Origin of the sequence: Tahibacter soli, from assembly GCF_025717065.2 — a bacterium.
In the GTDB taxonomy this organism is placed as follows: domain Bacteria; phylum Pseudomonadota; class Gammaproteobacteria; order Xanthomonadales; family Rhodanobacteraceae; genus Tahibacter; species Tahibacter soli.
The window spans coordinates 177,389-202,324 of record NZ_JAOVZO020000017.1 but is presented as its reverse complement, the minus strand read 5'-3'; the positions used below and the strand labels follow the sequence as shown (position 1 = coordinate 202,324).

Genomic DNA, 24,936 nt, shown 5'->3' with positions numbered 1-24,936 from the left:
CTCGCCCGAAGTGCTGGTCGAATTGAGGCGAAGAATGGTCTATCTTTGCGACCATGAACGACCTGCCGCTGGCCGCACTGCGCGCATTCGCGCTCGCCGTCGAACACGGCGGCGTGCGCGCGGCCGCGCGCGAGCTGGGCATCGCGCATTCGTCGATCAGCCGGCACATCGCCGAACTCGAAAAGCGCGTCGGCGTGCGCCTGATCGAACCGGCCGGCGGTCGCGCGGCGTTGAACGTCACGCCGCAGGGCCGCGCGCTCGCGCGGGCGACGCTCGACGGCCTAGCCGGCATCGCGAGCGTCGTCGACGCGATCGGCGAGGACCGCGACGGCCGCGGCGTCATGCTGTCCACGACGCCGTCGTTCGGCGCGCGTTGGCTGCTGCCGCGTCTGGCCGCGCTGCAGGCCGGCGGCGTCGAGGTATCGGTGCTGTTGAATCAGGGCCTCGACGACCTCGCCGCGGCCGGCGTCGACATCGCCATTCGCATGGGTCGCGGCCCGTGGCCCGGTCTCGAGTGCACGCCGCTGATGGACGAGACGCTGTTTCCGGTCATGAGCCCCGAGTACTACGAACGGCACGGCCGGCCGCGCACGCCGCGCGACCTGAAGCGCCTCGCGCTGCTGCACGATCGCGATCCGCAGGCCGCGTGGCCGGTATGGATCGCAGCATATGGCGGAAACGGCGCCGACACGCGCACAGGCGCGCGCTTCGCCTCGTCCGATCTCGTGCTGCAGGCCGCCGCGCAAGGACTCGGCGTCGCGCTCGCACGCGGCCGGCTCGCAGCGGCCGACATCCTGGCCGGGCGGCTCATGTGTCCGTTCGGCGAACGCTACGTCGCCGTGCCGAACGCGTACTGGCTCGTGCTGCCGCGACGGCTGCAGCGGCGCCGCGCCGTGCTCGACGTCGTCGAGCGGCTCAAGGCCGAGGCCGGTTGAACATCGGGGCGATCGCGCAACGGCGCGTCCACTTCGCCACGTCGATACTTTGCGCGGTCATGCGCGAGGCGTAGCATCGGCCCGCCCCTGACGGGCAACGGGAGAGCAACCATGACGAAGACGAAGACGGCCGCGCTCGCGGCGGTCCTGGCTTTGGCGTCGATGGGCGCCGGCGCGGACGACAAGAAGCCGGCGGCGGCACCGGCCATGAGCGCCGAGCAGCAGGCGATGATGGAAGCCTGGGCGCGCATGAGCGAGATCCGCGCCGAGCACAAGCAGCTCAAGTTCTTCGAAGGCAACTGGACGAGCGCGACGAAGATGTGGATGGACCCGAAGGCGCCGCCGCAGGAAAGCACCGGCACGATGAACGTCGCGCCGATGTACGACGGCCGCTATCTCGTGTTCAGACAGGAAGGCGAGTTCAACGGCGCGAAGTTCGAAGGCCAGGGCTATCTCGGCTTCGAGAACCTCAAGAACCAGTTCTTCTCGACGTGGATCGATTCGATGTCGACCGGATTCTGGCTCGCGTACGGCACGTACGACACGGCGAAGAAGACGTACACGTTCCACGGTTCGATGCCCGACCGATGAAGCCCGGCACGAGCACGAAGGTACGCCAGGTGTTCCGCGTCGTCGACGACGATCACTACGTGTTCGACTGGTACGACACGCACGACGGCAACGAAGCCAAGACGATGGAAATCACGTACACGCGCCGGTGAGCGCGAACGAAAACCCCGGCGAAAGCCGGGGTTTTCGTCGATGCCCCGCGGCGAACGCGGCGCGGGCTTACTGTCCGAAGCGATACGCGAGGTTCAGCGACGCGACGTCGATGTAGTCGAAGCGGCCGTTGCCGGTTTCGTTGAGCGCGAAGCGGCGGCCGATGTCGTGGTAGCGGTCGTAGTCGAGGCGCAGGTCGACGTTCGGCGTCACGCGCCAGTTCACGCCGAGGCCGATGGTCGTCTTCGTACTGCTGTCGTCCGGCGCCTTGAAGTACCACGGTTCGCCGGAGGCCTGCAGGCCGGTTTCCACGTAGTCGACGTTCGCGTCGAACACGCCGACGCGCGCGATGCCCGAGAACGTGTCGTTGAACGCGAGTTCGCCGAACACGGTCAGGCTCGTACCCTTGACCTGGTAGCGGCCGTCGAGAATCGCGTCGGCGTTCGTCAGCGGCACGAGCGAGTGCAGCACGTAGTGGCTGCGCGCTTCGCCGAGATCGTTCCACGCAAGCTCGACGCCGAGCCACGGCAGGAAACGATAGCCGCCGAAGATCTTGTAGGCCGTGTCCGAGTCGTCGGTCAGATCGACCGCGGTGACGGCGAAACCCGTGTGGCCGACGTAGGCCTGGCGCACCTGATTGCCGAGATCGTCGGAATACTTCGACTGGCCGACGCCGCCGCCGACGTAGAAGCCCGTGTCGGCCGCGTGCGCGGTACCTGCGAGAACCGCGGCGAGCGCCGCGCAAACCAGCTTGTGATTCATGTCTGCTCCGTGTTGGTGCGTGAAAGTCCATGCGCCTTCCTCCAAGGACGCGAAAGACCGGAAAATCCCTCATCCGGCGGGCACGGGCTCGCCAAGACATTGTCGCAATTGGGAAATTCGACGATTCGCAACGCCACAAGCGCCGCCGGCGCGCACGGTACCACCGAACGCGCAGCCGGTTCATCATCGGGGCGAAAGCCGAATGCGCGGTTTCGCGGTCTATCGATTCATGCCGACATCACTCATGGTTTTGCTCGCGCTTTCCGCCGCACCGGCCGCGGCCGTGCGCTACGAACTCGACTATGCCGCCGACGAGCGCATGCGCGTCCGCGTCTGCGTCGACGAAGCCGCGCCGCTGCGCCGCTTTCGCCTCGACCCCGGCGCGGCGGCCAATCTCGACGATCTCGCACGCGAACGCGGCGGCACGCTCGCGCGCCGCGGACGCGGCTTCGACGCGGCGGACTGGAAGGCCGGCGAATGCCTCGCGTACACGGTGTCGCTCGGCGCCCTCGCCGACCGGCAGGCGCGCGACGTCGGCGCGCGCGTGGGCGGCGATCTCGTCGTTTCGCCGATGCAGTGGCTCGTCGCGACCGATGCCGGCGCACCGGCCGACGCCACGCTGCGCCTGCCCGGCGGCTACGCGTTTTCCACGCCGTGGACGCGCCTGCCCGACCGCGAGGGCCTGCGTCGCTATCGCATTCCCGCGACGCCCGACGACTGGGCGGGCATGGTCGCGGTCGGCCGCTTTCCCGAACGCGACGTGACGGTGCCCGGCGGCGTGCTGCGCATCGCCGCGCTCGGCGGCATGAGCGGCGACGAGGCCGACAAGATGGCGCAGTGGATGCGCACCGTCGTGCGCGGCGCCCTCGCCGCATACGGCCGGCTGCCGCTCGATGAGATCCAGGTGAAGCTGATCGCGTCGAAGACGCGCGGCGGCGCGGTCGGCTTCGGGCAGTCGACGCGCGGCCAGGGCCAGGCGCTGACGATCTACGTCGACCCCAAGCGACCCGTCGAAGAACTCGTCGCCGACTGGACCGCGATCCACGAGATGTCGCATGTCGCGCATCCGTACCTGGGCGAGTCGGGCGCGTGGCTCGCCGAAGGACTCGCGAGCTACTGGCAGAACGTGCTGCGCGCGCGCGCCGGCCAGCTGACGTCCGATCAGGCGTGGCGCCTGCTCGACGCCGGCTTCGGCCGCGGCATGAAAGCCCGCGGCGCCGACATGACGCTGCACGACATCACCGCTGACATGCATGCGCGCGGCGCCTACATGCGCGTGTACTGGGCGGGCGCAGCGTACTGGCTCGGCGTCGACGTCGAACTGCGCCGCGCGAGCCGCGGCAAGCTCGGCGTCGACGTGGCCCTGTCGCGTTTTCAACAATGCTGCCTTGCGCGCATGCGCGCGTGGGAGCCCGAGGCGTTCGTGGCGAAACTCGACGAACTCGCCGGCACCGACGTATTCGCGCGTCGCTGGCGCGAGGCCGACGCGCGCAAGGGTTTTCCGGATCTCGCGCCGCTGTACGCGGCGCTCGGCATCGTCAGGGAGGCCGGCGCGCTGCGCTACGACGACGGCGCACCGGATGCGGCGATACGCGAGGCGATCATGCGACCGCCTCGCGATTGATCAGTGATGCTCGCGCGCGACTTTCGACGGCGGCGTCATGATGCGGTCGACCCACGCGATCGCGACGGCCGACACGACGAACGTCAGGTGCAGCAGCGTCTGCCACAGCATCGTTTTTTCGTCGAGCTTTTCGGCCTTGATGAACGTGGCCAGGAGGTGGATCGACGAGATGCCGATGATCGCCGTCGCAAGCTTCACCTTGAGCACCGCGGCGTTGACGTGCGAGAGCCATTCCGGCTGATCCGGATGGCCTTCCAGGCGCAGGCGCGACACGAACGTTTCGTAGCCGCCGACGATGACCATGACGAGCAGGTTCGAGATCATCACGACGTCGATCAGGCCCAGCACGGTGAGCATGATCGCGGTTTCGGCCGTCTGGCCGGCCGCGGCGGCGGCTTCGGACAGGCCGCCGTGCAGGATGGTGGTCTCCAGGAGATGCCACAGCTCGCGCAAGAACTGCACGACGTAGACGCCCTGGGCGATGATGAGGCCGAGGTACAGCGGCAGCTGCAGCCAGCGCGACGAGAAGATCAGGGCCGGCAGCGGCCCGAGGTTCCGGTTTCTGAGTTCGGACATGGGTTGAGGGCGGGTCGGAGGGGACCGGGAAGTTTAACAGGCGGCGTATGACATCCGCGCCGCGGATGAGGTTCCCCGACGACGCTACGCCTTCAGGCGGAATGCAGCGTCACCCCAGGCAGGCTCAGCACGTAGTCCGCGCCCATCAGCATCGACGGCGTGTAGAAGCCGCCCGGCCGCGTGCCGGCGAGCACCGCGCGCACCATGCCGACCGACGCCGTGGCCGTCAGCGCATAGCCGTTGGGCGCCGACAGCGACAGCGCCGCAACCTCGCCGCGGGCGTTGCGCGCCTCGCCCCAGACGCGACAGTCGGTTTCCTCGCGCCGCGACGCCGATGGCCCGGGCGTGTTCGCGTCGATGCGCTTCTTCATGAACGACTGCACGAAGCCGAGGCCCAGCAGCGGCTTGAACCAGCGCAGGCGTCTGACATGCGCGATCGTCGACGGCGGCACGGCCATATACGTTTCCACATTCGGAATGCCGGTCGACACGTAGGCGGTGTACACGTCGCCCCACGGAATCGTCATCGCGCTGCGCGGCACGCCGTCGCGGTCGAACGTGCGCGACTTCCACGCGAGCGGCACTTCGACGACGTCGCCGCCGATGCGCGCGCGGCCGCCCTTGGCGAGGCCCTCCACGCTCGTCTTCGCCGTGCCGGGGCTCGGCCCGCCGCCGGCTTCGAACGCGAGCACGAGGTGCGTCGCGCCCGGCAGCTTGCGCTTGAGCATCGCCGCGGTGCAGTCGGTCGGTACGACGTCGAAGCCGGTGCCGGGCGCGACGACGATGCCGGCTTCCTTCGCGCGGTCGTGCGCGCGATGGCACAGCGCGAACACGTCGATTTCGCCGGTGATGTCGAGGTAGTGCGCATGGTTGGCCAGGCACGCCTCGAGCATCGGCGCCGCGGTCTGCGAAAACGGGCCGGCGCAGTTGAGCACGAGATGCACGCCGGCGATGCCGCGCACGATGACGTCGGGGTCGTCGAGCGCGAACGCGCGCGCGTCGAGGCCGAACTCGCGCGCCTGCGCGTCGACCGCGTCGCGGTTGCGGCCGGCCAGCACCGGCCGCAGACCCTGCCTCAGCGCTTCGGCGACGATCAGTTGGCCGGTGTAGCCGTTCGATCCGTAGATCAGCAGTTCGCTCATAGCGTGCGGCCCGCCTCGCGCAGCGCCTGCACCAGCTTGCGGAAATAGAACTCCGGGAAAAAGCGCTTGAGCCGCCAGCGCGTGCGCTCGGGCGAGGTCGGCACGATCATGAAGCGGCCGGCCATCACGCCGTCGTACACGGCTCCGGCGATGTCGTCCGCCGTTTCGCCGGCGCGGTCCATCAGCTTCGAGGCCATCGTCCGCGCGCGTTCGGGGCCGCGCCAGTTCTCGAGCAGATTCGTGCGGAAGAACGACGGGCAGACGACCGAGACGTTCACGCCGGTCTGCGCGACCGCCATGTCGGCGCGCAGCGATTCGGACAGCGCGATGACGCCGGCCTTGGCGGTCGAATACGCCGCCATGCCCGAAGCGCACGCGATGCCGGCGAACGAGGCCGTGTTGACGATGTGTCCGCGCTGCTGCGCGACCATCGCCGGCAGAAAGGCCCGGCAGCCGCGCACGACGCTCATGAGGTTGATGTCGAGCATCCAGCGCCAGTCGTCGAGCGACGTTTCCATGACACTGCCGGCCGAGCTGACGCCGGCGTTGTTGATCAGATGGTCGATGCCGCCGAGTTTGGCGAGCGCCGCGTCGCGCAGACGGTCGACGGACGCGTCGTCGCCGACGTCGACGACGAACGCCTCGGCGGTCGCGCCGAGCGTGCGCGCTTCGCCGGCGACCAGTTCGGCGCGTTCGCCGACGATGTCGGCGACACCGACGCGCCAGCCTGCGCTCGCATAGCGCAACGCGAGCGCGCGGCCGAGGCCGCTGCCCGCACCCGTGATCAGAACGCGACCTGGCTGCATCATTCTTCCCCTTGCTGCGATAGGCTTCGATTCTCCATACGCCCGTTTGAATGTCGAGGACGCGATGAAAGACACCCTGTTCGACCTGACCGGCAAGACCGCCCTCGTGACCGGCGCCAGCCGCGGCATCGGCGCGGCGACCGCAGGGCTCCTCGCCGCATTCGGTGCGCATGTGATCGTCTCGAGCCGCCGTGTCGACGCCTGCGAAGCCGTCGTGGGCGAGATACGCGCCGCCGGCGGCAGCGCCGAAGCGCTCGCCGCGCACATTGGCGAAATCGAAGCGATCGACGCACTGTATACCGCGATCGACGCGCGCGGTACGCCGCTCGACATTCTCGTCAACAACGCCGCGGCGAACCCGTATTTCGGGCCGATGCTCGACATGTCGCTCGCCGCGTACGACAAGACGGTCGACGTCAACATCCGCGGCTACTTCTACATGACGCAACAGGCCGCGCGGCGCATGCGCGAGCGCGGCGGCGCGATCGTCAACGTCGCGTCGGTGAACGGCCGCCGCGCGGCGCCGGGCCAGGGCGTCTATTCGTTCTCGAAGGCCGCGATCCTGTCGATGACCGAGGGCTGGGCGCGCGAACTCGCGCCGCACGGCGTGCGCGTCAACGCGGTGCTGCCGGGTCTGACCGACACGAAGTTCGCGAGCGCCCTGACGCAGAACCCCGATATCCTGAAACCGCTGCTGCGCGCGATTCCGCTCGGCCGCGCCGCGCAGCCGGACGAAATCGCGCCGACGATCGCGTTTCTGTGCACGCCGGCCGCGGCGTATATCACCGGGGCGTCGTTTGCGGTGGACGGGGGTATCTGGCTTGAAACTCCCTCTCCCCCGACCGTGTCGGGGGAGAGGGTCGGGGTGAGGGGGCGACGCTTCGCACTTCGTCGAGCGCGAGGCAGAGCCGAGCGTCGCCCCCTCACCCTGCCCTCTCCCCCAAGCAAGCTCGGGGGAGAGGGTTCAAGAATCTACTTCACCGCTTTCTGCAGAAAGTTGCCCAGCAGTGCAAGATAGTCCGCCCCCTCGTACGGACAGTCGTTGTGCCCGCAGTCGTACCAGCGCGACGTCGCGGCGCGCGCCGCGGCCGCGAGCCGCTCGCCGTGCGCGAACGGAATCAGTTCGTCGCGGCGCCCGTGCGTGACGAGCACCGGCCCCGCGAACGCGCGCAGGCGTGCGACGCTGTCGAACGGATCGCGCACGAGCCACGCCGGCAGATACAGCTGCGACGCGAAGTCGGCGACCGCGGTGAACGTCGACTGCAGCACCAGCGCGCGCACCGGCCGATGCCGCGTCAGTTCGGCCGCCGCGGCGCCGCCGAGCGACTTGCCCATCGCGACGACGCGCTCGCGATCGACGTCGGGCTGACGTACGAGCCAGTCGTAAGCGGCGACCGACGCCTGTGCGATGTTCTCAAGGCTCGTCTCGCCGTCGGCGCCGCCGTAGCCCGGGTATTCGACGAGCAGCACGTGGAAGCCGAGCGCGCGAATCGCGTCGAAGCCGCGCACGTGCTGGTCGACGATCTCGCCGTTGCCGTGCGTGTACACGACGGCCGGCGCGACGCCTTGCGGGCCGCGCAGGAACACCGCGCGCGCGGTACCGAACGAAGCGGGCAGCTCGACGAGCCGGCCGTACTGCGGCAGCGGCGCGCGCAGCGCATGACGCTCGGGCGAGGCGATCGGAAACAACAGGTAGCGCTGCTGGCGCCAGAACAGGCCGGCGTACAGCGCATACGCGCAGCACGCGGCAACGAGGGCGATGATCGCGAGTCGGCGCATGCGGCTATGATGCCCGCGGTCTTTCGCAACGGATAGTTCGCATGCGGCCCTGGGTCATCGTCGGTTTAGCCGTGGTCGTGTCGAGTTGCACCGCACGCGCGCAACCGCTGCGCGACGGCGACATCATCTTCCACACGTCGCGGTCGAACCAGAGCGCGGCGATCCAGCGCGCGACGCATTCGCGCTACAGCCACATGGGCATGATCCTGTACCGCGACGGCAAGCCGTTCGTGTACGAGGCGGTCAATCCGGTGCGCTACACGCCGCTGGACCGCTGGATCGCGCGCGGCGAAGGCGGCCGCTACGTCGTCAAACGCTGGCGCGATGCGGACATGAAGCTCGACGCCGCAGCCATGCAGCGATTGCGCAAGGCCGCGCTGCGCTTCGAGGGACGCCCGTACGATCTCGCGTTCGAATGGTCCGACACGCGCATCTATTGTTCCGAACTCGTGTGGAAGGCGTACCGCGAAGCGCTCGGCGTCGAGATCGGCGCGACGCAGCGCCTGGCCGACTTCGACCTCGACGATCCGATCGTCAAGGCGAAGCTGGCCGAGCGCTACGGCGCGAAGATTCCGCTCGGCGAGACCGTGATCTCGCCGCAGGCGATGTTCGACAGTCCGCTGCTCGTTACCGTCGCGCCGTAGGTTCCGCGATCTGCACGGCCGCCACCGGCGTCGCCGACAGGCTCGCCGCGCGGTCGACCAGCCGGACGAACTCGCCGCGATAGCCCGACGCGTCGCGGCCTTGCGCACCGCCCGCGAGCCGCCCGATCGCGGCGAAGTCGAAATCGCCCAGATGCGAGCCGCCGCGCAGGCGGTCGGCGAACGCCGCGACCGCCGCGGCGAAGCGCAGGTTTTCGCCGGCCTCGCGGGCGACGGCGTCGCGCCTGACGGGAAACGCGACGAGCTTGCTGACGTCCGCGTCGGGCTGCTTGTAGCGCAGCTTCACGAACGCAAGCTCGTTGGCGTCGGCAGCCGGCGCCGACGGCTTCGCGCCGTAGCGCAGCGCGTCGCTCGTCTCGCCGCCGGAGCCGACGAGGGTGATTTCATACAGCGCCGTGACGTCGTGGCCCGCACCGATCTCGCCGGCGTCGATCTTGTCGTTGTTGAAATCCTCGCCGCGCAGCACGCGGTTTTCATAGCCGATCAGCCGGTATTCGGCGACGAGCGCGGGATTGAACTCGACCTGGATCTTCACGTCCTTGGCGATCGTGAGCATCGTCGAGGACAGCTCGTCGCCGAGCACCTTGTTCGCTTCGGCCAGCGTGTCGATGTACGCGTGATTGCCGTTGCCGACGTCGGCGAGCTGTTCGGCCAGCTGGTCGTTGTAGTTGCCTTCGCCGAAACCGAGCGTGGTCAGCGCGATGCCGGACTTGCGCTTCTCGGCGACGAGCGTCTTCAGCGCCTCATCGTCGGTCGTGCCGACGTTGAAATCGCCGTCGGTCGCGAGGATCACGCGGTTGACGCCGCCCTTGATGAAGCTTTGCTGCGCGAGCGTATACGCGAGCGCGATGCCGGCGCCGCCGTTGGTCGAACCGCCGGCCGCGAGCGAGTCGAGCGCCGCCACGATGCGCTCGTGCCGGTCGCCCGGCGTCGGTTCGAGCACGAGCCCCGCGCTGCCGGCGTAGACGACGATCGCGACGCGATCCTGCGCGCGCAGGTTCGGCACCATGCGCTTGAACGCGTCGCGCAGCAGCGGCAGCTTGTTCGGTTCGTCCATCGAGCCCGACGTGTCGATCAGGAACACGACGTTCGCCGCGGGAATTTGCGACTTCGGCACTTCGTAGCCTTTGATACCGACGAGCATCAGCTGCCGCTGCGCGTTCCACGGCGCCGGCGCGACTTCGGTCGTCACGCGGAACGGCACCTCGCGCGTCGCCGGCGGCGCGTAGCCGTAGTCGAAATAGTTCATGAATTCCTCGGCGCGCACCGCGTCGGCCGGCGGCAGCTGCCCGTCCGTGAGCATGCGGCGCACGTTCGCGTAGCTGCCGGTGTCGACGTCGATCGAAAACGTCGAGACCGGCTCTTCGGCCGCGCGGTGCACGGGATTGTCGGCGTGGTCCTGATAGCGCTCGGTGTTCTGCGGCAAGGCGATGCCGCCCCGCGCCGGCGCCTGCACCATCGGGGCCGGCGCGAACGTCTGCGATGCGCGGCGGTCGACTTCGACCACCGGCTGCGCGGTTTCGAGGTCGACCGCGCGGATGCGGCTGCCCGTCACGACGATCGATTCGAGCTTCTGCTCGTCCTGGTCTTTCGCCTTTGCGTCGGCCGGCGGCGGCGCGGGCTGCTGCTTGCCCTGCACCAGCACCGCGACGGCGTCGCGCTTCGGCTCGGAACGCTCGGCGCAGCCGGCGACGACGAGGGTCAGGGCCGTCGCGACGGCCAGGGTCAGACGATTGCTGCGCATCGGCGTGCTCCTTCGTGAGTGTGGGGCATGCAACGGCACGGGTTCCGCCGCGGGGTTCGCACGGCTCGTCGCGCCGCGCGTCGCGGCGGGCGCACGGTCGCGTAGCATCGGCCGATGGACATCCGATCGATCAACGCGAGCGGCGCGCCGGCCGCGTCGGGCTCGTACGCGCAAGCCGTCGACGTTCGCGGCTGCGAACGCCTGCTCTTCGTCAGCGGGCAGATTCCGGTCGCGCAGGGCGGCGACGTGCCGGCCGGTTTCGACGCGCAGTGCCGGCTCGTGTGGCGCAACGTCGAGGCGCAGCTCGCGGCGGCCGGCCTCGGTCTCGACCATCTCGTGAAAGTGACGACGTATCTGTCGGACCGGCGCTATCGCGAAGCGAACGGCGCGATTCGCCGCGAGGTGCTCGGCGCGCGCACGCCGGCATTGACCGTCGTCATCGCCGGCATCTACGACGAGGCGTGGCTGCTCGAGATCGAGGCGATCGCCGCGGCGTGAACGCGGCCGCGGCACGGGCGTGTTCGATCGACCGGCACCGCGACGTTCGGTAGCCTGTCGCGCATCAAGGGGGCTGCCGTGTCACGCCGCAAATCCGCAAGGCCGGTCAGCAACGATCCCGTCGGCGACGCCGCGTTCGAAGCCGCGATGCTCGAGCGCTGGCCCAAGCCCGAGCCGCTGTCGATCGGGCTGCGCGTGGCGACGCTCGCGCTCGTGTTCGGATTCACCTGGCACGCGATCCACCATCGCGGCGCGACCGCCGGCGCGCTGCTCCTGCCGATGGCCGGCGAAATCGCCGCGGGCGTGCTGATCGGCTTCGCGCTCGCCGCGACGGTCGTACGCGACGCGCAGTTCCGCAAGGAGGTGGTTTCCGGCGTGCGCTTCTGGGCGATCGTCGCGATCGTGTTTCTCGCGTGGTCGTGGTTTCGCGCCGACCGCGCGCAGATCGGCCTCGACCGCCAGCTGATGCTCACCGTGAATACGATCGCCGACTACGTGCGCGTGCAGGGCATGCTCTGGCCGATGCTCGCGGCCGGCGTGGGACTCGTCGCGGCGACGGCCGGCGACGTCGCCGCGTATCGCCGCAAAGGTCCGCCGTTCGTCTTTCTCGGCTCGCTGAGCCTCGGCCTGCGGCTGTTCGTGCTGATCGTCGCGGGGTTCGGGTTTCTCGTCGCCGCCGACGCCTCGCGCCGCAACCGCGCCGAACTGATGTGGTGCGTGCTGCTCGCCGGCGAGGCGTTCGCGCTGTGGGCGCCGTATGTCGTGCAGAAGAAGATTCGCGAGGAGCATGCGGCGGAGCGCGCGGAACGCGACGCGCGCAGGAAGAAAAAATAGCGCTACTCGCCACAGCTGTGCAGCAGCCATTCGTCGCCGCGGCGCATGAAGTAGACGGCCATCTCGCGCTCGCCGCTCCTGACCAGCAGCGAACCGAACGCGCCGTCGTTGCCGAAACCTTCGAACGACGTCGCCTGCGGACACTGCTGCTTGAGCCACTGCACGCCGCCGGCGATGCCGTCGAACGCGGCCAGCGCCTCGCGCGTCGGCTTGTCATAGCCGTTCGCTTCGAGAAACGCCATCGCCGAGTTCTGGTCGAGCGCGGCGCGCACCCGCGAGTAGCGTTCGGCCATGCGGTCGTGATCGTCGACGCGCTTGACGCTCGCCTCGCGCGGCATGCGGTCGGACGAGCGGTCCATCATCGCGACCTGCACCTGCGACTGCCGATGGATCGGCGCGACGACGGTCGCGTCGTATTCCTTGCCGAACGCGTAGCTCGCGTCGATCGCATCGCTGCCGACGTACAGGACCGACGCGTCGCACGCGCCGGGATTGCCGTCGCACGCCGCGTTGCTCGACCCGCGCCCGCCGCTGCTCGAATACACGCGCGTGAGCTCGCCGCGACCGTCGAGCGCGAGCTCGGCGTGCGGCGTCTGAGACCACGCGAGCAGCAGCGCGAGATCGACCACGGCCCAGGCGTCGTCGGCCGGGAGCTCGGGCAACGTGCGGTCGGCCAGGAGCACGGTCGTCGCGTCGCCGACCGGCTGGCGCCAGACGTACGCGTCGCGCACTTCGAATCGCGCGTCGCCCGACGCGATTTCGCCGAGCGCGCGGTAGTCGGCCGGCGTCGGCGGACCGGATCGGCATGCGCCGAGCAGCGCGATCGTGCACAGCGTGGCGAATCGACGCGTTGTCATGCGGTGCTCCGGTGCGGCCCGAGTCTCGCGGCACGACGATCGTGCCACGCCCCGGGAAACGCCGGTGCATCGGCGATCCGAACGCGCCCGCGGCGGACCGCCGCGAGCGGTCTGTCGCGCTACGCCGCCTGCGCCTTCGCGTCGAGACCGGCCAGCCATTCGTCGTCCGAGCCCTCGGCGACGCCTTCGAACAGTATCGTCGACAAGTAGCGCTCTCCGGTGTCGGGCAGCACCGCGAGGATGACCGAACCCGACGGCGCGGTTTCGGCGACGCGCAGTGCCGCGGCCACGGTCGCGCCGGACGATAGCCCCACGAACACGCCCTCTTCGGCCGCGAGGCGACGCGCCGTGTCGCGCGCGACGAGGTCGTCGACCGGCAGTATCTCGTCGGCGATCGTGCGGCTGAGCACGTCGGGGAGGAAATCCGGCGTCCAGCCCTGGATCTTGTGCGGCTTCCATTCGTGCCCCGACAGCAGCGCCGCGCCGGCGGGTTCGCTCGCGACGATGCGGATGTCGGGCCGCGCGAGCTTGAGCACTTCGCCGGCGCCGGTGATCGTGCCGCCGGTACCCCAGCCGCTGACGAAATAGTCGAGGCGCTTGCCGGCAAAGTCGCGCAGGATTTCCGGCCCGGTCGTGGAGCGATGCCACGCCGGATTCGCCGGATTCTGAAACTGCCGCGCGAGGAACCAGCCGTGCTTCGCCGCGAGCTCTTCGGCCTTGCGCACCATGCCGGTGCCGCGCTCGGCCGCGGGCGTCAGGATCACCTTGCCGCCGTAGGCGCGGATCAGCTTGCGCCGCTCGATCGAGAACGTTTCGGTCATGACCGCGACGAACGGGTAGCCGCGCGCCGCCGCGACCGCCGCGAGCGCGATGCCGGTATTGCCGGACGTCGCCTCGACGATCGTCTGGCCGGGCTTGAGCACGCCGCGGCGCTCGGCGTCGAGCACGATCGCGAGCGCGAGACGGTCCTTCACCGAACCGGCCGGGTTGAACGCCTCGACCTTGACGTACAGGTCGACGTGCTTCGGCGCGATGCGGTGCAGTTTGACGACAGGCGTGTTGCCGATCGTGTCGAGAATGCTGTCGTAGATCATGGCCAGGGCTTCCGTGTGGCGCGGCGCTTATGCCGCTTTTGCATAAGAGGTCGGGGTTTGCAGCGGCGGCGCGCCGTACCAGTGCAGGCGCGCGCCGAGCGCGGCGACTTCGCCGACCAGCAGCAGCGCCGGCGAGCGCACGGCGTGCTCGGACGCCAGCCGCGCGATGTCGTCGAGCCGCCCGATCACGACGCGCTGCTCGCGGCGCGAGCCGTTTTCGACCAGCGCGGCCGGCGTCGACCCGGCTCGGCCGTGGGCGATCAGGCGCGCGCCGAACGCCTCGAGACCGGCGACGCCCATGTACACGGCCAGCGTCTGGCGCTCGGCCGCGAGCGCGCGCCAGTCGAGCGTGTCGAGCGAATCCTTGCAGTGCGCGGTGACGAGGCGCACCGACTGCGCGTGATCGCGATGCGTCAGCGGAATGCCGGCATACGCGGCACATGCCAGCGCCGCGGTGATGCCGGGCACCACTTCGTAGGCGATGCCGTGGCTGCGCAGGAATTCCAGCTCCTCGCCGCCGCGGCCGAAGATGAACGAATCGCCGCCCTTGAGCCGCACCACGCGGCGTCCGGCCTGCGCGTGTTCGAGCATCAGCGCGTGGATGCCGTCCTGCGTCGTGCGGTGGTTGCCGGCTTCCTTCGCGACTTCGACGAACGTTGCGTCGCGGCGCGCGAGCGCGAGCACGTCGCGGCTCACCAAGCGGTCGTGCAGGATCACGTCGGCTTCGTTCAGCGCGCGCAACCCTTTCAAGGTAAGGAGGCCCGGATCGCCCGGGCCGGCACCGACCAGGACGACCGAGCCTCGGGGCAAAGCCTGTGCGGCGGCGCGATCGAGCGCCGCGCCGAGCGCGGCGTCGGCCGCGTCGTCGCGGCCCGAGCGCACGAGATCGGCGATCGGACCGTCGAACACGCGTTCGAGAAAACGTCGCCGCCGGCCGAGGTCGGCGAGGCGCCCACGGATGCGCCCGCGCCAACGCTCGGCCAGCCGCGCCAAAGAAGCGAGCGACGGATCGAGCAGCGTTTCGAGTTTCTCGCGCACGCGCCGCGCGAGGATCGGCGCCGCGCCGCCACTGGAAATGGCAACGACGAGCGGCGAGCGATCGACGATGGCCGGCACCTGGAACGACGACAGCGCCGCGTCGTCGACGACATTGACGAACACGCGCCGCGCAAGTCCCGCCGCCGCGACGGCCGCGTTCGCGGCCGCGTCGGACGTCGCGGCGATCGCGAGCCAGACGTCGTCGAGCCATTCGGGCGCGAAGCGGCCTTCGATCCAGCGCACGCGGCCGGCGTCAACCCACTGGGCCAGTTCGCAATTCAGTACCGGTGCACCGATACGCACGTCGGCACCCGCTTCGAGCAGCGCCGCGACCTTGCGCTGCGCGACCGCGCCGCCGCCCACGACCAGTACCGGTCGGGCGGAAAGTTCGGCAAAGATCGGATACAGTCGGGGCGAGGACATGGCGGCACTTTGCATAAATCGTCGGGAATACGCGGAGATACGGCTCGAACCGGTACCGCGTGCCTGCCGATCATGCTGAGGGCCGACCTCGACGCACGGAAGTGAGCAAACGCTTTGCCGATATGCCCTCGCGGCATGTCTCCACGGAGAGCCGTATAGACGGCCAAATGATCCGTGGTTATGATCGTATCAACCCCGTTCGCATCAGAGGCCGACCTCAAAGAGCCGGTCCGGGGCGAACATCACCGCAGTGGAGAGCGCTATGAAACCGATGAATACCCTCAATCGAATCTGTACGAATTATTCGTTTACGTATTGGCGCAACGTAGCCGTCGCCTCCGAACTCTTGCGATCTCCTCAGAGAAGGCCGTCATGACCCTGACCCAACTGCGCTACCTGATTGCCATTGCCGATTCCGGCCTGAACATCACGCTCGCCGCCGAGCGCGTACACGCCACGCAGCCGGGCATCTCCAAGCAGTTGAAGCAGCTTGAAGACGAACTCGGTTTCCAGATCTTCGCCCGCAAGGGCAAAAGCCTCGAACGCATAACGCCCGCCGGCGTGCAGGTCATCGACCGCGCGCGCGTCATCCTCGCCGAGGCCGCCAACATCCGCGCGCTCGCCGCGAATCTGCGCAACGAAGCGCAGGGCGAACTGCGCATCGCCACGACCCATACCCAAGCCCGCTTCGTACTGCCGCGCACCGTCGCCGCGCTCAAGCGCCGCTACCCGCAGGTCAGCGTGCACCTGAAGCCCAGCGGCGACGCCGAAGTGCTGGCACTGCTCGAACGCGGCGAAGCCGACATCGCGCTCGTCTCGACGGCCGGCAGCGTACCCGCGGGCGGCTTCGCCGTGCCGCTGTTCCGCTGGGACCGCCACGTGCTCGTGCCGCGCTCGCATCCGCTGGCCCGGCTCGACGCCGCGCCGCGCCTGGACGAACTCGCCGAATACCCGCTGGTCAGCTACGAATCGTCGCTCAAGCCCGACTCGTCGCTGCGCCGCGCGTTTCTCGGCGCGGGCCTCCTGCCCCGCATCGCGATCACCGCGCGCGACGCCGATCTCATCAAGACGTACGTGCGCGCCGGTCTCGGCGTCGGCGTGCTGGCCGAGATGGCGATGACGCCGGAAGACCAGGTCGATCTCAAGGCGCTGCCGGCGCCGGGCCTGTTTCCGGTCTGCACGACGTGGGTCGTGCTGCGCCGCGACCGCGTGCTGCGCGACTACGCGTTGGACCTCATCGCCGATCTCGCGCCGCAGCTCGACCGCCGCGGCCTGCGCCGCGTGCTCGACGGCGTCACGACGCCGGACTGGCCGCAGCCGCCGCACTGGCGGCAGCTTGCGGCACGCGCCGAAAACGGCAGCGCCGCCGCGCCGGCACTCGCCGCCGCGCGCGCGGCGTAAGCCCCGCGCAGAACATCGCGCGGCCGTCGTCGCGACGGCCGCGCGTGTTTCCCCCGCGTTGAATCGGTGACACGTTCAGCAACGACGTGCCGGCGCGCATGCGACACTTCGCACAGGTTCACGCGCGAGACTGCCTTCTGAAACTTCGCCTGCCTTCCCTGCGCGCGCTCGACGGCATCGAGGAGCGCAGGTCGACATGGATCGTCGTCGGCAGCGTCGGCGCGATCGCCGTGCTCGTCGCATGGCTCGCCGGCGGTTTCGCCGCGGCACCGAAACCCGCGCTGCCGAAACTCGACGCCGGCAAGGCGATCGACACCGGCCAATGGCGCGTCGCGGTGCACCGCGCGACGCTCAGCGCCCGCCGCCCCGACGGCCGCGCCGTGCCGACCGGCAAGGCCGCGCTCACGGTCGAGGCCGAACTGACCAATCGCACGCACGCGTCGAGCAACGACATCGCGTCGGCGCTGCGCGTCGAGCTTTCCGCGATCGCGCCGAAGGCGCTGCCGGCGATGACGCTGCTGCGCGACGGCACGATCCTGTTAGCGCTGCATCCGAAGATGACCGAGCGTGTCGCGCTGTCGTGGGAGATTCCGCTCGGCACGACGATTCCCGATCCGCTGCCGGTCACGGTGATCAGCAAAATCCACAAAGACCGCGACAACCTGCTCGGCGGCGAAGGCTGGTTCAATCCCAAACCGATGGCTCAGGTGAAACTCAAGGTGGAATCGCCCGACGCGCGAGGTGCGCCGTGAGCACGCTCGCCGCGGCACGACGGCGTTCGGCATGGCGGGTGCTCGTGTCGCTCGCGCTGCTCCTGGCCATGCGCGAGTCGATACCGAACTACGACGGCATGACCGGCCCGATCGTCGAACGCGGCGTGCTCGGCGAGTGGACGCAGGCGCGCCGCTTCGCCGCGCGCGCCGACACCGTTCTGACCGCGCGCGCGATCCGCACCGAAAAAACCGGCGTGCCCGAATCGCTGTCGCAGCACGACACGAGCGGCGTCTGGCTCGTCGTCGACGCGACCGCCAAAGCCGTCGACGAACCGGTGTCGATCGGCAAGGCGCAGATCCTGACGCGCGACGGCCGCCGCTATGCGCGCACCGAACGGCTCGGCAGCACGCGGCAGCTGAGCGGCGCCGAACTGCAGCCCGGCATCGAAAGCCGCGGCGTGCTCGTTTTCGAACTGCCGGCCGACCAGGTCGCCGGCGCGCAACTCGTGCTCGCCGATTCGCCGATCGCGATCCTCGATTCCGAACTGCAACTCGATCTGCGCCTGGCCGCGGCGCCGGCGCCGCGCGAGTTCTACGACCTGGTGCGGCGATGAGCGCAAGCCGCACGTATCGCCGCGGCCTCGCCGCACTCGTCGTGCTCGCGCCGCTCGCGCTGTGGACCGCGAGCGGCGACGACTTTCTGGAATACCGTACAAAGCACGCCGTGGTCGAAACCGTCGCCGCCGTCGGCGCGACGCAGGACTACGGCGGCAGCGAGTGGCGCATCGATCGCTACGACACCTGGGCCGGGCAACCGCCCGATGCCGGCAAGGCGCTGACGGCGGCGACGCTGCCGCAGGGCACGCGCCTCGTACGCGTGCGCGTCGCGCTGCGCGCGAAGGACGAGGCCGCGGTGAAAGCGCTCGACCGCTGCACGCTCGAACTCGTCGACGGTCGTGGGCGCCGCTGGAATCCCGGCGCCGGCGTGACGGCCGCGCGGCGCGACGTACCGACACGTTGCAACGGCACGTACGACAACGCGCCGCAGGTCGCGCAGCCGTTTCTTTTCGAGCAGGATTTTCTCGTGCCGGAAGACGCCGCGGGCGACGTCGACGCGGTGATCCGCCTCGCCGCCGAAAAACCGGCGCGGCTGCGCCTGCGGTTGCGCTGACGGGTCGGCGGCGCCGGCCCGTCAGCGCTCCGACTACCGGCGGCGACCGACGATCAGATTGTCCGCCACGCCCCAGGCGATATTGCCGTCGACGTCCTCGTCGGGCGTCGCGATCGTCAGCGTGCGGATCGGCTTCGTCGCGACGATGCCGCGGAACGCGTCGCGCGCGCTCGCGGTGAACGTCTCGACCGTGCCGTCGTCGAGCGTCAGCACCACGCGCGTCGTCGGCACGACGTGCATCGTCGTGCTCGTGTTCGTGTGGAACAGCGTGCCGTAGAAGTTGCCGCCGAGCGCCGTCACCGGCGCGCCCGTGAACGTGATCGTCAGATGGTCGAACGCCGCCGCCGTCGACATCACGCCCGCGCCGGGGAACAGGTACAGGCCGCCGACCGCGCCGTCGTGCGAGTACACGCGGTAGCGCCAGTCGTCGTTGCCGAACTCCACCGGCCCGTAGAGATAACCGGTGCGCAGGCCGGTGTAGCGCTCTTCGCTGTAGCCCGGCGCGACGCTCGCGACGAACGCGTCGCGGTTCGCGTAGACGCCGCGCGCCTCGCCGCACGCGGCCGCGATGCCGTCGAAGCCGTCGGCGAACACGCGATCGTCGGCGTCGCACGCGTCGGCCGACACGTCGGCCGTGACGCGCACGAAGCGCATCGACGCGCTCGCATCGTTCGTCGCGACGCACACGAGCGCCGTGTACGTGCCGGCCGCCTGGCCGTGCGTGTCGACGACGAGCCCGGCGTCGGCGCTCTGGCCGGCGGCGAGCGCGCCGCTCGTACGCGTCGCGCGCAGCCACGGCAGGTTCGCCGGCGTCGCGCAGTCGGCGGCCTGGCCGTCGGCGAACGCCACGGCGTAGCCGAGCGTGCCGCCGCCGACGTTGACGATGCCGAGCGCCGCGTTCTGCGTCGCCTCGCGTTTCATCGCGACGGCGAGCGTGTCCGGCCCGACCGCCGCGCGCGGCGCGCCGGCGACGATCGTCGGGTCGGGCGCGAACGTCAGCGTCACGTTGCCGTCGTGCGGAGCGTCGCCGCAGCACGTGTCGCCGTCGGCATAGATGGTCAGCGGCAGACTGCCGGCGTAGGCCGCCGGGATGTCCAGGTCCACCTGCACGGCCTGCGGTTCGCCGTACGGCGCGCCGCCGAAATAGCCGCAGCCGCTCGGATGCCCCGGATGCACCCAGCCGCCCGACGGCGTGCCCATGCCGAGGACGAGCCGGATGCCGTCGGGGCAGGTGTGGAAGCCGTCGATATGGCGGATCGCCGAGATCGCGACGCCGGCCGGCGTCGCGAAGCGGATGTTGTCGACGTTCTCCCACGCGGCCGAGGTGAGCTTCAGATCGAGCGCGAACGTGTTGGTGCGGCCCGCGACGTAGGTGCTCTGCGGGCTGGTCGCGCTGACGGCCATGTCGGCGCGGGCGGTGTGGACGAACGCGATGAAGCCGGTCAGCGCCAGCACGGCGCGCAGGAAGATCGAGGGCACGGTGGCGTTTCCGATGGCGGGAAGGGAGCGCGCGCTCACGGCACGTCTCCGATGACGAGGTTGTCGAGCGTCGCCCAGCGATCGGGCGACTGCGCGGGCGGGACCGACGCGAGGTCCGGCGCGTCGACGATCACCATCACGATCGGCGATTCGGAGACGAAGCCGGTGAAGTCGCCGGGACCGGCGGGCGTCACCGTTTCGATCGTGCCGTCTTCGAGCCAGATCTCGACCGAGATCATGCCGTCGACCCGATGCAACGCGAAGTCGGACGGCCACAGGTCGGCGCCGAGCGCGTGCACCGGCGCGCCGCTCAGAAAAAACAGCGTCACGGCGTCTTCGACGCGGTCGGTCGAGACGAATCCGGCGCCGTTGTACAGGCCGCCGTCGCGGTTGAACTGCGTGAAGACCGTGTACTCGTAGCCGCCCGTGGCGTACTGGAGGGCGCCCGACATGCCCGGGGTGACGGCGTCGAACGCGTTCTCGACGTAGCCCGGCGCGAGCGCGGACATGAACGCGGCGCGGTCGGCGTACACCTGCAGGCCGCCGCCGTCTCCGGTCGCGCAGCCGCGGCCAGCGCCGCCGTCGAGATTGTCGTGGAAGACGCGGTCGAAACAGTCGGCGACCCGCGCGTTGTGGATGAGCTGCTGCGGCGTGAGCCGGACGGACCACCCTGTCGGCAGGCCGGAACGCGAGACGGACGCGACCGTCTGCGCAGGCGCCGTGTCGGCGTGTACGGCGCCGGCCGCGAACGCGGCGAAGAGGAAAACGAGTATGGGTTTCATGGCGTGGCGTGGTTGGGCTGGCAAGGCGCGCCGGTGGAAGCCGGCACGGACGGCGGAGCCCCGGTTCTAGGCCGCCGCCCCGCCTCGCGTCCATTCGCCGGGCCTTCCGATCGTCTTCCTCGCCGCTTCTGCCGGCCGCGCTTCGTGTAAGACCGATGTCAGGCGTATGACGAAGCGTGACGGATCAGTGTCTTACCTGCTCCGGTGCCGCACGCTCCGGCGGCGTCTTTTCGAGTTCGGCCGGCACGCGGCGCTCGCCGGCGAGCCGGCGCACGTTGTCGAGCGCCGACTGCCACGCCGTGCGCTCGCCGAGGGCGTGCGCGACGCGCAGCTGGATCAGCGCCGCCTCGTAGTCGTCGCTCGCCCAGACCGCGATGCGCGCCGCGAGCGTCGCCGCGTCGCGCGTGCGGCCGTCGCCGATCAGCACCGGCACGTACGACGCGGCGATCGTCGTGAGTACGAGCGGCCCGCCGGTTTCGTCGGCGAGGCGCAGCGCCTCCTGGTACTGCCGTTCGGCGTCGGCGACGCGATCGACGCGCACGAGACGCTCGGCCTCGGCGAGCGCGCGGTACGGCGCGGCGTGGCGCACGCCGGGCGCGTCGTGCGTCGCCGGCGGCAGCGCTGCCGCCGGCAACGCGCTGTCGGGCAGCACGCGCTGGCGCCATAGCGACGCCTTGGCCGCGAGCACGTCTTCGCTCCCGTCGGGCCAGCGTCCGTTCGGCAACAGCTGTGCTTCGCGCGCGGCGTCGTCGGGACGGCCTTCGCGCCAGGCGAGTTCGGTGCGCGCCAGGCGCAACCGCGTGTCGTCGTGCGATTCGGCGAGATAGTCGAGATTGCCCGACTCGATCGCGGCCAGCACGTCGTGGACCTCGCGCAAACGCCCGGTCGCGATCAGGATCTTCACGCGCTGGATGCTCATCACGCGGCGCAACAGCGGATCGCCGCCGGCCGCGAGCGTGGCCCACGCGCGGTCGCTCGTCGCCATCGCCGCGGCGGTCTGCAACTGGTCGTACTGCACGTCCTCGAGGCCGATCAGCGCGCTCTTGAGCGGCCGTTTCGCCGCGAGCGCCTCGAACTGCCGCGCGGCCTGCGCGAAGCGCGTCGCCGCGGGTTCGGCCGCGCCGCGCGCGTGATCGAGCAGCGCCCATTCGAGATCGACGCGCGCCACGCCGAGCGCGTCGCCGCTCTGGTCGAGCAGCACGCGCGCCTGGCCCAGATCGTTCGCCGCGGCGGAAAAATCGTTGCGCATCGTACCGGTCGCGCCGCGCCCGGCGTACGCGTCGCCGCGCGCGTGCGCGTAGCGTTCGGCGCCCGGCACGGCGAGCGCGGCGTCGAAATCGGCGCGCGCGCGGTCGGCGTCGCCGAGCGGGATGTACGCCGCGCCGCGCACGATCAGCGCGCGCATGCGCAGGTAGGCGTCGGACGCGTTCGCGTCGGCGAGCAGCGCCGTGATCGCGTTCTGCGCGTCGGCGAACCGGCCCAGGCGCGCGTCGATCTGCGCCCGCATCAGGCGCACCTCGGGATCGTCGCGCAGACCCGGCGCCGCCGCTTCGATCGCCGCCTTCGCGGCCTTCGCGTCGTCGGCGAGCATCGCGGCGCGCGCCTGCGACAGAAGCTGCGCGACCGGCGCGTCGATCGCGTCGGTCGGCGCGCCGCGGCCGAGCGCCGTCAGCAGCGCGTCGCCCGCGGCGCGCAGCGCGCGCATCAGGTCGGCGTCGGCCGCGTCGCCGCGCAGCGCGTTCGCGCCGGGCCGCTCGGCGCGCAGCGTCACGTGCCACGCGCCGTCGCGGCGCGCGACGTCGCCGCCCACGACGAGGCCGATCGTCCCGGCGCGGCGCAGCGCGTCGCCGGGCGCCGCCTCGCCCGCCGCCATCACCGCGCCGAGCGTCGCCTCGCTCGTCTGCACGACGAGACCGCTGCGACGCAGCCGGTCGGCGACGAGGTCCATGCCGCCGTAGCGCACCCACGCGGCATCCGATTGCGCGTTCGCCTCGATATTCAACGGCACGACGGCGATGCGCGCCGTCTCGGCGACGGCCGCCGGAGGCGCTTGCTCCGCCGGCGGCGTGCGCAACCACGCGAACGCGAGCAGTGCGAGTACGAGCGCAGCGGCGATGCCCCAGGCGAGCGGGCGACGGCGCGGCGGTTGCGGCGGCGGCGTCGGCTCGGTCAGCGCCGGTTCGGTCCGAACCGGTTCGATGCCGGGTTCCGCTTCGGGCGTCTCGACCGTCGTCGGCGCGATCCAGCGATAGCCGAATCCGACGATCGTGCGGATCGCGTGCGGGTTGTCGGCATCGTCGCCGACCGCGCGGCGCGCGCGCAGCACGAGCTGGAACAGCTGCGTGTCGGAAACGTTGTCGCGTCGCCAGACCGCGCGGATCAGCTCGGCGCGATCGACCGCGCGCTCGCGCTGCTCGACGAGGTACAGGAGGCACGCGAACACGCGCGGCGGCACGTCGACGATGGCGTCGTCGCGCGCGAGCTCGCGCTTGGTCGGGTCGAGACGGCAGGCGCCGAAGCGGTAGACGGGCGAAGACATGGCGCTGTATGCGTCGCGTCGCGGCGACTGTCAATGACGCGGCGTCAGACCGCCTGCGGCTGCGCGGTCGCGTCTTCGGCCGGCGGCGCCGGCTCGCGCCGCCGGACCCACGCGGCGACGCCGAGTTCGAGCGTCGCGGCGAGCAGGCAGATGCGCAGCGGCTCGAACACGATGCTCGGCGTACCGAGCGGACCGCCGACGACGAGCGCGAGCGCATCGCCCGCGGCGCGCCAGAAGTCGATCGGATGCGGGCCCATCAGGTGCGTCGCGCCGATCCACGCCTGCGCCGACAGCCATTCGAGCCCGCGATAGCCGACGCAGAACGCGAGCAGCAGCGGCAGACCCGCATTCAAGGTCAGACGCACGCTGTTGGCGACCGGCACGTAGCGCGAGCGATAACCCTTGACGAGGTCGTCGCCGAAGCGGCGCACGAGCGACGGCAGCGCATCGTAGCCGGTGACAACGCGCTCGAGCCGCCGGTCGGTCGCGAGCAGCGTCTTTTCCGACAGGTCGCGGCCGAAGTTCAGCGCGGTCAGCGCGAGCCAGACGATCGGCAGCAACGCGGCGAAGAACACGCCCTGCCCGGCGTTCGTCAGCGCGTCGACGAGTGTCGGCCAGCCTTCGGCGAGCACCGGCGGCGCGACGTCGGCCGCGGGATCGGCGCCGCCCAGGTACTGCCACACGACGCGCGACTCGAGCCATTTCATCGCCGCATCTTTCCAGCGCGTGACGACGAACAGGCCGATGAACACCCAGTTCGCCTCGCACAACACGATCAGCGTCTGCCACCACGGCGAATGCTTGCGCGCCTCGCGCGCCTTCGCGTAGCGGCGCAGCAGCCACGATGCGCCGACCGACATCAGCAGGCCGTACGACTTGCCGGTGTCGAGCAGCGGCCCGTTCTTTCCGAACGGATCGCGCGACAGGCCCGCGAGCGAATATTCGCGGATCGTTTCGCCGAGGAATCCCCACGCCGCGTAGTAGGCGAAGAACGGCACGAGCGCGAGCGCGAGCACGGCCGTGAAACGGTCGGCGCCCGTCGGCGTCGCGGCGTCGGCCGGATTCTCGATCGCGGCCGTGAGCGACGGCAGCGACGGACGCAGCACATGAAACATCGCGACGACGACGACGAGCTGCACCACGACGAGCGGCGACAGCAGCGACAGGCCGAGCACGTGATTGCGGATGCCGATTTCGACGACGCCGCGCAGCAGCCACGCGTCGGCGACGTAGCCTGCGAGCACGAGCGCGACGAGCGGCGGCCAGTGGCGCCGCAACAGGCGAAAAGTCGTACGGGCGAGTTCGAACGGGATCGACATGCGCGGCAAGCATGCCCGAGCGCCACCGCCCGATCCAG

The 24,936-nt window shown here is 70.3% G+C and carries 23 protein-coding genes and 1 pseudogene; 11 read left to right on the top strand and 13 right to left on the bottom strand.

Going from position 1 to position 24,936, the window contains the following annotated elements; all coding sequences use genetic code 11:
• Positions 1-53 precede the first annotated feature (53 nt).
• Positions 54-935, top strand: a complete 882-nt coding sequence (locus tag OD750_RS12100) for a LysR substrate-binding domain-containing protein (protein WP_263545491.1) — start codon at positions 54-56, stop codon at positions 933-935.
• Between the two features lie 111 nt (positions 936-1,046).
• Positions 1,047-1,657, top strand: a pseudogene (locus tag OD750_RS12095) (DUF1579 domain-containing protein).
• Positions 1,658-1,724: 67 nt separating this feature from the next.
• Here OD750_RS12095 and OD750_RS12090 read toward each other — a convergent pair.
• Positions 1,725-2,417 carry an outer membrane beta-barrel protein gene (locus tag OD750_RS12090; protein WP_263545490.1) on the bottom strand — a complete coding sequence of 231 codons (693 nt, stop codon included), beginning with the start codon at positions 2,415-2,417 and terminating at the stop codon, positions 1,725-1,727.
• A gap of 244 nt (positions 2,418-2,661) precedes the next feature.
• Here OD750_RS12090 and OD750_RS12085 point away from each other — a divergent pair, with 244 nt between their 5' ends.
• Positions 2,662-4,041, top strand: a complete 1,380-nt coding sequence (locus OD750_RS12085; protein ID WP_263545489.1) for a M61 metallopeptidase family protein — start codon at positions 2,662-2,664, stop codon at positions 4,039-4,041.
• Here the strand turns inward: OD750_RS12085 and OD750_RS12080 are convergent, their stop codons facing one another.
• From OD750_RS12080 to OD750_RS12070, 3 genes are all read right to left on the bottom strand, one after another.
• A complete protein-coding gene (locus OD750_RS12080) occupies positions 4,042-4,617 on the bottom strand; it encodes a TIGR00645 family protein (protein WP_263545488.1) in 576 nt (191 codons plus the stop codon).
• A 92-nt stretch (positions 4,618-4,709) separates the two neighbouring features.
• Positions 4,710-5,759 (bottom strand): saccharopine dehydrogenase family protein, encoded by a 1,050-nt coding sequence (locus tag OD750_RS12075; RefSeq protein WP_263545487.1) that lies wholly within the window; start codon positions 5,757-5,759, stop codon positions 4,710-4,712.
• Entirely contained in the window at positions 5,756-6,565 is an 810-nt protein-coding gene (locus OD750_RS12070) for an SDR family NAD(P)-dependent oxidoreductase (RefSeq protein ID WP_263545486.1), read from the bottom strand. The genes OD750_RS12075 and OD750_RS12070 overlap by 4 nt, the downstream gene beginning before the upstream one ends.
• A gap of 64 nt (positions 6,566-6,629) precedes the next feature.
• Between OD750_RS12070 and OD750_RS12065 the strand changes: the two genes are divergently transcribed.
• Complete coding sequence (locus OD750_RS12065; protein ID WP_272841936.1) at positions 6,630-7,583, top strand: glucose 1-dehydrogenase; 954 nt, start codon at positions 6,630-6,632, stop codon at positions 7,581-7,583.
• On the opposite strand, the gene OD750_RS12060 is transcribed toward OD750_RS12065, so the two are convergent.
• Entirely contained in the window at positions 7,538-8,344 is an 807-nt protein-coding gene (locus OD750_RS12060) for an alpha/beta hydrolase (RefSeq protein ID WP_263545484.1), read from the bottom strand. The two genes, OD750_RS12065 and OD750_RS12060, sit on opposite strands and share 46 nt — an antisense overlap.
• A 41-nt stretch (positions 8,345-8,385) precedes the next feature.
• On the opposite strand from OD750_RS12060, the gene OD750_RS12055 reads away from it, so the two are divergent.
• Positions 8,386-8,988: a YiiX family permuted papain-like enzyme gene (locus tag OD750_RS12055; RefSeq protein WP_263545483.1), complete on the top strand. Its 603-nt coding sequence runs from the start codon at positions 8,386-8,388 to the stop codon at positions 8,986-8,988.
• On the opposite strand, the gene OD750_RS12050 is transcribed toward OD750_RS12055, so the two are convergent.
• Positions 8,972-10,750, bottom strand: a complete 1,779-nt coding sequence (locus OD750_RS12050) for a vWA domain-containing protein (RefSeq protein ID WP_263545482.1) — start codon at positions 10,748-10,750, stop codon at positions 8,972-8,974. The two genes, OD750_RS12055 and OD750_RS12050, sit on opposite strands and share 17 nt — an antisense overlap.
• A 114-nt stretch (positions 10,751-10,864) precedes the next feature.
• Between OD750_RS12050 and OD750_RS12045 the strand changes: the two genes are divergently transcribed.
• Both OD750_RS12045 and OD750_RS12040 read left to right on the top strand, forming a co-directional pair.
• Complete coding sequence (locus OD750_RS12045) at positions 10,865-11,248, top strand: RidA family protein (RefSeq protein ID WP_263545481.1); 384 nt, start codon at positions 10,865-10,867, stop codon at positions 11,246-11,248.
• 78 nt (positions 11,249-11,326) lie between these two features.
• Positions 11,327-12,082 carry a hypothetical protein gene (locus tag OD750_RS12040; protein WP_263545480.1) on the top strand — a complete coding sequence of 252 codons (756 nt, stop codon included), beginning with the start codon at positions 11,327-11,329 and terminating at the stop codon, positions 12,080-12,082.
• Between the two features lie 2 nt (positions 12,083-12,084).
• Here the strand turns inward: OD750_RS12040 and OD750_RS12035 are convergent, their stop codons facing one another.
• The 3 genes from OD750_RS12035 to cysG form a co-directional block, all read right to left on the bottom strand.
• Complete coding sequence (locus OD750_RS12035; protein ID WP_263545479.1) at positions 12,085-12,939, bottom strand: hypothetical protein; 855 nt, start codon at positions 12,937-12,939, stop codon at positions 12,085-12,087.
• A gap of 119 nt (positions 12,940-13,058) precedes the next feature.
• Positions 13,059-14,033 (bottom strand): cysteine synthase A, encoded by a 975-nt coding sequence (gene cysK, locus OD750_RS12030; RefSeq protein WP_263545478.1) that lies wholly within the window; start codon positions 14,031-14,033, stop codon positions 13,059-13,061.
• Positions 14,034-14,060: 27 nt separating this feature from the next.
• Positions 14,061-15,494: a siroheme synthase CysG gene (cysG, locus tag OD750_RS12025; protein ID WP_263545477.1), complete on the bottom strand. Its 1,434-nt coding sequence runs from the start codon at positions 15,492-15,494 to the stop codon at positions 14,061-14,063.
• 372 nt (positions 15,495-15,866) lie between these two features.
• On the opposite strand from cysG, the gene OD750_RS12020 reads away from it, so the two are divergent.
• The 4 genes from OD750_RS12020 (at position 15,867) to OD750_RS12005 (ending at position 18,779) form a co-directional block, all read left to right on the top strand.
• Complete coding sequence (locus tag OD750_RS12020; protein ID WP_263545476.1) at positions 15,867-16,895, top strand: LysR family transcriptional regulator; 1,029 nt, start codon at positions 15,867-15,869, stop codon at positions 16,893-16,895.
• A 98-nt stretch (positions 16,896-16,993) separates the two neighbouring features.
• Positions 16,994-17,647 carry a hypothetical protein gene (locus OD750_RS12015; RefSeq protein ID WP_263545475.1) on the top strand — a complete coding sequence of 218 codons (654 nt, stop codon included), beginning with the start codon at positions 16,994-16,996 and terminating at the stop codon, positions 17,645-17,647.
• Positions 17,644-18,222, top strand: a complete 579-nt coding sequence (locus tag OD750_RS12010) for a DUF4352 domain-containing protein (RefSeq protein WP_263545474.1) — start codon at positions 17,644-17,646, stop codon at positions 18,220-18,222. The genes OD750_RS12015 and OD750_RS12010 overlap by 4 nt, the downstream gene beginning before the upstream one ends.
• Positions 18,219-18,779 carry a hypothetical protein gene (locus OD750_RS12005; RefSeq protein ID WP_263545473.1) on the top strand — a complete coding sequence of 187 codons (561 nt, stop codon included), beginning with the start codon at positions 18,219-18,221 and terminating at the stop codon, positions 18,777-18,779. Before OD750_RS12010 ends, OD750_RS12005 begins: the two co-directional genes overlap by 4 nt.
• A gap of 33 nt (positions 18,780-18,812) precedes the next feature.
• Here OD750_RS12005 and OD750_RS12000 read toward each other — a convergent pair whose 3' ends face one another.
• The 4 genes from OD750_RS12000 to OD750_RS11985 all read right to left on the bottom strand — a co-directional run bounded on the left by OD750_RS12000 (position 18,813) and on the right by OD750_RS11985 (position 24,898).
• A complete protein-coding gene (locus OD750_RS12000) occupies positions 18,813-20,258 on the bottom strand; it encodes a hypothetical protein (protein WP_263545472.1) in 1,446 nt (481 codons plus the stop codon).
• 35 nt (positions 20,259-20,293) lie between these two features.
• Entirely contained in the window at positions 20,294-21,040 is a 747-nt protein-coding gene (locus OD750_RS11995) for a hypothetical protein (RefSeq protein ID WP_263545471.1), read from the bottom strand.
• A gap of 184 nt (positions 21,041-21,224) precedes the next feature.
• Positions 21,225-23,579, bottom strand: a complete 2,355-nt coding sequence (locus OD750_RS11990) for a winged helix-turn-helix domain-containing protein (protein ID WP_263545470.1) — start codon at positions 23,577-23,579, stop codon at positions 21,225-21,227.
• Between the two features lie 44 nt (positions 23,580-23,623).
• The gene (locus OD750_RS11985; RefSeq protein WP_263545469.1) at positions 23,624-24,898 is read right to left on the bottom strand and encodes a hypothetical protein; all 1,275 of its coding nucleotides are present in this window, start codon (positions 24,896-24,898) and stop codon (positions 23,624-23,626) included.
• Positions 24,899-24,936: the final 38 nt, after the last annotated feature.